Source organism: Salinivirga sp., assembly GCF_035268865.1.
Classification (GTDB): Bacteria; Bacteroidota; Bacteroidia; order Bacteroidales; family Salinivirgaceae; genus Salinivirga.
The window spans coordinates 19,246-28,033 of record NZ_DATFKB010000231.1 but is presented as its reverse complement, the minus strand read 5'-3'; the positions used below and the strand labels follow the sequence as shown (position 1 = coordinate 28,033).

General features: G+C 42.7%; 3 protein-coding genes. All 3 read right to left on the bottom strand.

All coding sequences use genetic code 11. The features are described from left to right. A partial coding sequence (locus VJ937_RS13870) for an endonuclease (RefSeq protein ID WP_324068050.1) occupies nt 1-4,754 on the bottom strand: 4,754 nt, incomplete at its 3' end. A 48-nt stretch (nt 4,755-4,802) separates the two neighbouring features. Further along, nucleotides 4,803-6,770, bottom strand: coding sequence for an endonuclease (locus VJ937_RS13865; protein ID WP_324068049.1), 1,968 nt, complete (start codon nt 6,768-6,770; stop codon nt 4,803-4,805). Nucleotides 6,771-6,821: 51 nt separating this feature from the next. After that, nucleotides 6,822-8,741 (bottom strand): endonuclease, encoded by a 1,920-nt coding sequence (locus VJ937_RS13860; RefSeq protein ID WP_324068048.1) that lies wholly within the window; start codon nt 8,739-8,741, stop codon nt 6,822-6,824. Between the last annotated feature and the right edge of the window lie 47 nt (nt 8,742-8,788).

Here is an 8,788-nt window from a genome sequence, read left to right as displayed (position 1 = left end):
GCCACATTGGCATCGCCACTTTCCGGCGCACCGGAACCAAACGAAGAACCTGATGCATCGGCTGTAATGTTGTTGTAGTCTAGCGCAAATTCCAGATTATCGTTGTCGGTAATGTTGCTCAGGTCAGTTTTGAGGTAAATTTTGAGGGAATAGGTTTCATTGCCGCCATCTGCAATAGAAATCATATCGTCGGTGGTAAATGTGATATTCGTTGAATTAATTGTACCTGCCAAATCGGAGCCTAAATCAGTTCCGCTTAGATATGCTCCGGCAATGGCATTAGTCCAGTCGGCCACATCGTTGGCACTTCCTTGCGTAATTTGAATTTCGTCGATAATGGTGGCCAGTCCATCGGAGGTGCCGGCATCGGTGAAGGTAAAATCGAACACTTGGATTTCTTCACCGTCGGCATCGACGGTTGAGGCGATTGTAGTGGGTTCAGCGTCGACGCCTTCGGTGACTTCGGAGTCGGTGTCGACAGTTACATCGGATACTAAATCTACCTGTAAATTATCAAGATAAATACCTTCTGCCGTTGAAGTTAAACCATTAAACTGTAGCTTGATATCTAATGTAGAATTGCCACTAAGAGCAATTTCACTTGTACTAAATTTCTCAAAATTACTGCCTACACCTGCACCAAAATCATCTGTAATAGCAGGTAATTCTTCTCCGTCATCTCCAGTCCCATCAAAAGCTAAATCCAATGCTGCCGGTGCATTATAATCATCACCATCATCATTGCTTTGCACCCACATTAAATTTTGATAAGCACCACCATCGATACTATAAGTAATCAATAATTCATCAACAACATCCCAATCATTAGTATTTGGAGTAAGCATATCTATTGAGAAAGTAAAACCTGTTGCTCCGCTTACATCTATTTGATCAAGCGTAATTGAAGGATCTGTTACAGTTAAATCTTCTGCTGCCCAAATGTATGTTGCGTTTCCCCCTATGTTGGGGTTACTCCTGTTAAAAACATCAGTCTCGCCACTTCCCTCGGTTGTTGATGGAGTGTATAAATCACCGGCTGTCTCAAAATCCACAATTACAGAACTTCCGCCACCAGAAGCTTCGGTAATATCGAAAGCATCACTGCTAACGCCCGTCAAATCTATATTTGATGTAGTGAGGGTAAGTCCTGTGCCGGTAGCCGTATGTGTAAGATCGGCAAATGTAGATACTCCGCTGCTCCATGTGCCGGAAACCGGCGAGGATGCCAGACTACCCGAAGATGTAACGTCAATGGCTACTGAATAGTCAACGTCGATATTGCCGTTCGCATCGCAAGCTTTTACTGTGGGGTTGGGCGACATGGCCGTACTGACTTCGGTATTGGTGGGTTGCTGTACAAAAAGCAGTTGCGTAGCCGTAATATCGACAGCGACATTGGCATCGCCACTTTCCGGCGCACCGGAACCAAATGAGGAGCCGGAAGCATCGGCTGTAATGTTGTTGTAGTCTAGCGCAAATTCCAGGTTATTGTTATCGGTTATGCCGCTCAAATCGGTTTTCAGATAAATTTTAAGTGTATAGGTTTCATTTCCACCATCGGTAATGGAAATCATATCATTGCTTGCGAAAGTGATATTGGTTGAATTGACCGTTCCGGCTAGGTCTGTCACATCACTGCCGTTGAGGTATGCACCTGCAATGGCGTTGGTCCAGTCGCCTACATCGTTGGCGCTTCCTTGTGTAATTTGAATTTCGTCGATAATGGTGGTCAGTCCATCGGAGGTACCGGCATCGGTGAACGTAAAATCGAACACCTGGATTTCTTCACCGTCGGCATCTACTGTGGAGGCAATGATTGCCGGCTCAGCATCACCACCTGTGGAAACGTAGGAGTCGGAGTCGTTGGCAGAAGGGCAATCACATGTGTGGTCACCTGGTGTCATATCTCCAGTGTTTGCGGCAGTAATTGCCCATTCGGATGCTGTCCAGATAGTATTGCCACTACATACAGTATTGCTTCTAACTGCACGGGAATCTACATATTCCCATGCTTCACCAGTTCCATCTGTCCCTACTGATCCGTAAACATCAACTACGCTTGACCCATCATATAGTTCGTACACGTCATCTCCATTTCCAGAAATAATTGTATTATAATCATCTGCTGCAAAACCATATGAGGTTTCAAAATCTGAACTATTATTTCCAACTACGTATGTATCACCTGAAGCAATTGTACCAGAAAGAGAGACGTTACTACTTGAAGTGCTACCGTTTGCGTATCTTCTTATTTGCCAGTCAGTAAGATTAATTGAACTACTTGTTGCATTATATAATTCTATATATTTTGCATTTGCAACATCTCCGGGATCAGTAACTTCACTTATTATAAGAGAACTCGCCTCCCCTGCATCCGTAGTCGCATTAGCCGTCGGTGGCGTTCCGTCAATTTTAAAGTCAACGTCGGTGCCGGAGTTGGTGTACGACCATATTTTGAAGTAGTATTGCGTTTCGGCTGAAAGCCCGGTAAACGAATAACTGGCTCCGCTACCGTGTGCAACTTTTACCACGGCGCTGCCATCGCTTAAATCGGTATCTTCGGCGGGATCTGTACCGTCTGAAGGGTCAGAGAAAGTACCGGTTTCATTGGCTTTAATTAAATATCCGGCCGGTTCCTGTGAGCCGGCGTCGGCATCGGTCCACCCAAGGTCAATTTGGTCAGAGCCATTAGCTGTGGCGGTGAATAATGTCGGCTGGTTGGTGGGTTGGGGGTCGGGTGCCGCAGTAACCTCGCCGCTATTCGAAACAGTTACATCAGAAGCTGTTCCATCATCTGAACAAGTTACATTTTCGCTGTTATACGTACCAATAGCTAAACCCGCTTTTAGTCTGACATAAATTGTGGTAGCACTCAGACTTGTACCAGAGTATGTAACTGTTTCACTGGTAGAAAAAGTACCATTGTCAAGTGATATTTCATAATTCGTTGGTGCCGAAATGGTAACTTCTGATCCATCCAAATCAGTTCCCGAAAGATCAAAGCTCTGCGAAGAAGATGGGCCGGAACCCTCCTCATAAGTATAGCCGGTTAATGAAGATGAAGAAACTGAGAGTGACGGGCCTGCAGCATAGCCTGTAATACTAATATCATCAATTGCCCATGAAGAAGAACTTCCGCCCCCCGTTCCTGAACTTGTATACCGAAAGGCAATATACACAGAAGAACCTGTTATGCCCGACAAATCAACATTTCCGGAACTTGTCCATGCTAGAGAATTTTCCGGAGACCAGGTTGGGCTTAATGAAGTCCAGGTCGCTGTTGAGGCATCGCCGGAATAATTTGTCGAATATAATAACTCAATTGGAGGATAATATGTATCAGAATAATCTGTCAAACTTCGAAATGTTATAATTTCCCCGGTATAATTATCTAAATTCAGTGCAGGTGAAATCAGATAATCATCTGCTGCCCCACTTGAGTTGTATGCATTGATTGAAGTATAGCCGCTTCCGCATGTCCAATCAGCATCACTGGCTATACTTTGTGATGTCCAACCATCAGGGCATGTAGAAAAATCTTCAGCTTCAATTATTGTGGGTGCTACGGGTGTAGTAGCATTACCTTCAGGTGGCGTTCCGTCCAGCTTAAAGTCAATATCTGTTCCGCTGTTGGCATAAGACCAGACTTTAAAATAATAAGTTGTTTCACCGTTTAACCCTGTAAATGAATAACTTTGTGAGCCGTGTGATACTTTTACAACTGCAGTACCATCGGAAAGGTCGGAATCAGTTGAAGGATCTGTTCCGTCTGAAGGAGCACTGAAAGTACCTGTAGTATTGGCTTTAATTAAATAGCCATCGGGTAAGTTTGTTCCGGTGGCATCTGTCCAGCTCAAATCAATCTGATCATAGGCGCTGGCTGTGGCTGAAAATGCGGTGGGTTGATTATCAGGTTCGGGGTCAATGGTTCCGCCACCCCAAATTTCGGTTACCCACTCCGGGTGATCAATAAACGGGTTGGCATTGCCCTGAATATCATAAACTGCATCATTTCGGTCTAATTCTTTTTGTGACACTGGGTCGTTTTGGTGCCATTCGATGAGCATATTTAAAAACCACTCTTCAAAAACCTGATCTGTTGTTTCATTTAAAACATCATCTGCTGTAGTTGAGTTAGCAGACCAAGTGTTTATAATATCCTGATATCGAGTGGCCATATAAAAATAGGCTCGCGCAAGATCTCCCTTAAATTCGTCAATAGGTTCAAAAACAGTTCCTGTGTACCCGGGATAACTACAATCTCCAACTTTGCTTCCATTTGATGAAGTCCAAGATGCTGTACCAACCTCACCAAAAGGGTAATTGCTCCTTCTGCCATTAACATATCCATCTGTTGGAAATACATGAAAAAGATCTGCTTTCATAGGTGAATTTTCATTAAACCAACTCTGCGGCATCGAATGCTCTCTATTATAGCAATCCCCCTCAGCACTGTAATTTACGCACTGATCAGCGCTTATATGTTGATAAAAATAATCAGCTGTTTCATCGGATCTAATAGAATACATATCATAAACATAATCAGTACCACTAATATTGATATTATCTGTAGACTCATAATACCCATACAAATCCCCATAATTTAAACTCGATTGCCCGTCAATCAAATTATGCAAATTGGTTTTTAATGTATATCCCGTGCCGGAAATACCATCATAATAGGTACTGGGCACCTGTGCACCCGCTATCATTGTAATAAAACTGAAGGCTACAAAAAGATAGAAATTTCTCATGTTCCTTGCTTTTAGTTGGTTATTCATAAAAGTGGAAAAATGCGATTACTACAAATTCTTTTGCAGGCATGGAATGCTGCCGTCGGTTTTGTAGTTTTCGCTTCCACTGCTTCCGTTAAACGGAATAATTATAAAGTAATAGGTGGCATCTGCTGGCAGGTTAGACCATTCGTAATTTGTTGATGTCCCATTAATTATTTTCAATGTATTGCTTTCGGTATAAGTTGTTTCGTCTATGGGTGCAGTAAAATCCAGGCAACCGGTTGTATTCATTTTAATCATGTAATAATCGGGCGTTTCGCTGTTGGTCCAACTTAGATTTACAGAGCGCTCGCGCCTAAAATTTGTTGCATGGTTAGTCGGTTCAGGCTTAATTTCGGGTGTTCCGCCATAATCTGTCACACAGAAATCATCGATGATTAAATGTGCTGCCATATTATCGTTCAATACTCTTATTTTCACATTACTGCTTGACGAATTCACATCGTATGTAAATTCAGTGTATGTTTCACCTACATTATACGGTTGTGTGGTAACTGTTGTAAAAGCTCCTCCATCTTCAGATACCTGCAACTCAAACTGGTCGTTGGCATCACCACTTCGCTGGTAATACCAAAAACTTACGGTTCCCACTGTATTGAATGCCGGCGTTGTAATATGTGCCCCGGGCGTGTCATCATTTATGGCCACACAGGCAGCACCATTATTCGGAGTTGCCAAACCGAAGTTACCGGCCTCATTGGCTGTCCATGTACCAAAATCATCGGTTGTAAAAGTGCTTAAATACTGGTTACCGCTTTGATCGTCGAAATCTTCGCATTGAGTTATGCCTCCGGTGCCACCAGCTTCAGTTGTTGCAGAGGTTGTAAGTGCACCGCTCGTAAGAAAATCGATGCTTGTGCCACTGTTGGCATAAGACCAGATACTGAAATGATATGTGGTTTCGCTTAAAAGCCCTGTAAAAGCATAGTTTTGTGAACCATAACCAGCTTTCACAACAGCCTCCCCGTCAGACAGGTCATTGTCAAGCGTAGGGTCAGTACCATCAACAGGTGCAGTAAATGTGCCTGTGGTATTAGCTTTTATAAGATAACCATCGGGTAAATTTGTGCCTGTGGCATCAGTCCAGGTGAGGTCGATTTGATCGCTTCCGTTTGCAACTGCTGCAAAATTGGTTGGTTGATTGTCGGGTTCCGGATCGGAAGTTCCATCACCCCAAATTTCGTATACCCAATCGGGGTTATCTATAAATGGATTTCGATTTCCCTGTATTCCGTATACAGCATCGTTCCTGTCTATTTCTGTTTGTGATACCGGATCATTGGTATGCCATTCCATAAGCATATTCAGGGCCCAGTCGTCAAAAACCTGATTAGCTGTACCATTTAACATATCTGAGCCCGGCCAGCCTGAAATAATATCCTCATAACGCGTAGCCATGTAAAAATAGGCACGAGCAAAATCTCCTTTAAAAGTGTCAATGGGTTCAAAAACAGTTCCCGAATACCCCGGATAACTACATGACCCGCGTTTTGAACCATTTTGTGAGGTCCAATCGGCTGTACCGACTTCTCCAAAAGGGTAATTCCCCCGCATATTGTTCACATAACCATCGGTTAAATATAGATGAAACAGATCGGTATACATCGGGTCGGCATCGTTAAACCAGCTTTTGGGAAAGCTGTGCTCGCGGTTGTAGCAACTACCTTCTCCTGAATAATTGCCACATTGGTCCGTTATGAAAACCCAATTATAAGGATCAGAACCTGTTGGATTTTCAGAATACATATCTAATGGGCTGCCATCATTTTCGTAATAGTTATCCACATCAGTGGTCAGAAAATGAGTCCACAAGTCGTCGTAGGTTTGTGCACTATGGGCATCAATGATATCGTGTAATTGGGTTTTTAAGGTATACCCTGTTCCGGTTGCAGCATCATAATATCCTGCCGGTACTTGTGCCTGTCCCCATGCAATAATTGAGGATAAAACAAAAAGAAGAACAAATTTTCTCATATCTCGTTAAATTTTAAACTCAAAAAGGCGGGTTTTATTCAAACTTCAGGTCTAATGAATAAAAACCTTGCGGATTTCAGCGCTATCTTCTCCATGAATCCGGATAAAATACACCCCTGACCGAAGGTGTGTAGCCTGAATGGTCCCTCTGTTCTGAATATCTTTCTCAGCAACCTTCCTTCCCTGACTGTCATATACTTCAATGGTATTTAGCCCATTTGCCACGATATTGATTTCGGTGGTGGCAGGATTAGGGAATATTTGCTCTATTGGTCCACCATCACTATTAATTCCATTGCCGGACTGTGTGCCGAAAATCTCTATCTGATCAATTCCGACACGGTCTTTCCAGGTATCTGAGCATTTTGCTGTTCCTTCAATTCTAATAGTGTAATCTCCAATAACAGAGGTATAGGCTGCTAAATCGAGCTGCAGGTATTTCCAGGTATCGGTATCGCTTTCGGTTATTGCTATATCTCCACCACCTTCTGTGGCAATTGAATAATATTGAATATTATTTACATAAATGCCAATTTCACCACCACGATAATCTTCAAAATAATACCATAAATTGAGCGAAATATCAGACGTTTGATCAAATGTATGTTCAATAGCTGAGGTAAAATAAGAGATAGATGAAGGGTTTGGTGCATCAAAGAGCAACGCATTACCGGTAGACTCTGCCCCGCCCCATGAATTAGTTGTAATAACCTCAGCATCAGGATCAGAATCATTTAATACAGTCCACTGTGCCAGATCTGTTTCAAAATTATCTGTTAAAATTGGGACAGGCGCCACCGGCGTGGTAGCGTCAGCAGTGGGAACTGTTCCATCTAATTTGTAATCAATATTGTCTCCATAATTGCTAAATGCCCAGGCTTTAAAATAATACGAAGTTTCTCCATTTAGCGCATTAAAAATATAATTTTCACTCCCGTATGCCACTTTTACAAGGGCAGTGTTGTCTGAAAGGTCAAAATCTTCGGCTGGGTCAGCGCCATCGACAGGTGCTGTAAAAGTACCTGAGGTATTGGCTTTTATAAGGTAACCGTCAGGCAGGTTCGTGCCTGTGGCATCTGTCCAATTGAGCTCGACTGTTGAATAATTTGAAGCAACTGCAGAAAATGAAGTTGCCTGATTATCGGGTTCGGGGTTAATAGTTCCACCGCCCCAAATTTCATTTACCCATTCCGGATGGTCAATAAACGGGTTTCGGTTTCCCTGAATATTATACACACCATCGTTACGATCAATTTCTTTTTGAGAAACCGGGTCATTGGCATGCCACTCCAAAAGCATATTTAAAGCCCAATCTGCATATACCTGATCGGCTGTTCCATTGAGCATTGGGCTGCTCCAGCTTGTGAGCACATCTTCATAGCGTGTGGCCATATAAAAATAGGTGCGTGCAAAATCGCCTTTAAACTCATCAATGGGCTCGAAAACTGTTCCGGTATAGCCGGGATAAGAACACGGACCTTTCCTGGAACCATTTTGGGATGTCCAGCCTGGGTTATCTGTCTCACCAAATGGATAATTGCCCCTTTGTCCATTCACATATCCGTCTGTTAAATAAAGATGATACAAATCGGTATACATTGGTGAGCCATCATTGAACCAGCTCTTAGGGAAGCTATGTTCACGATTGTAGCAACTTCCCTCGCCTGAATAATTCCCACATTGGTCGCTTACAAATGTCCAGTTATATGGATCTGCTCCGGTTGGATTTTCCGAATACACATCAAGCGGACTACCATCGTTTTCGTAATAGTTATCCACCTCAATAGTCTGAAAATGAGTCCACAGCGCATCATAACTCTGGGAATTGTGTCCATCTATTATATCGTGTAATTGTGTTTTTAAAGTATAACCTGTCCCTGTAGCAGTATTGTAATAATCAGTAGGAGCTTGAGCTTTCAATAATACCAAACTGAAAGCAGTAGCAAATAGTAATAACAAAATTTTTCGCATAGTTGGTTTTTCAAAAGTTGGTTGATAAATATACGTTTTTATTGTGT

Coding starts and splice junctions, on each gene's coding strand:
- VJ937_RS13865 (WP_324068049.1), bottom strand. CDS start 6,770: ATGAGAAAATTTGTTCTTCTTTTTGTTTTATCCTCAATTATTGCATGG.
- VJ937_RS13860 (WP_324068048.1), bottom strand. CDS start 8,741: ATGCGAAAAATTTTGTTATTACTATTTGCTACTGCTTTCAGTTTGGTA.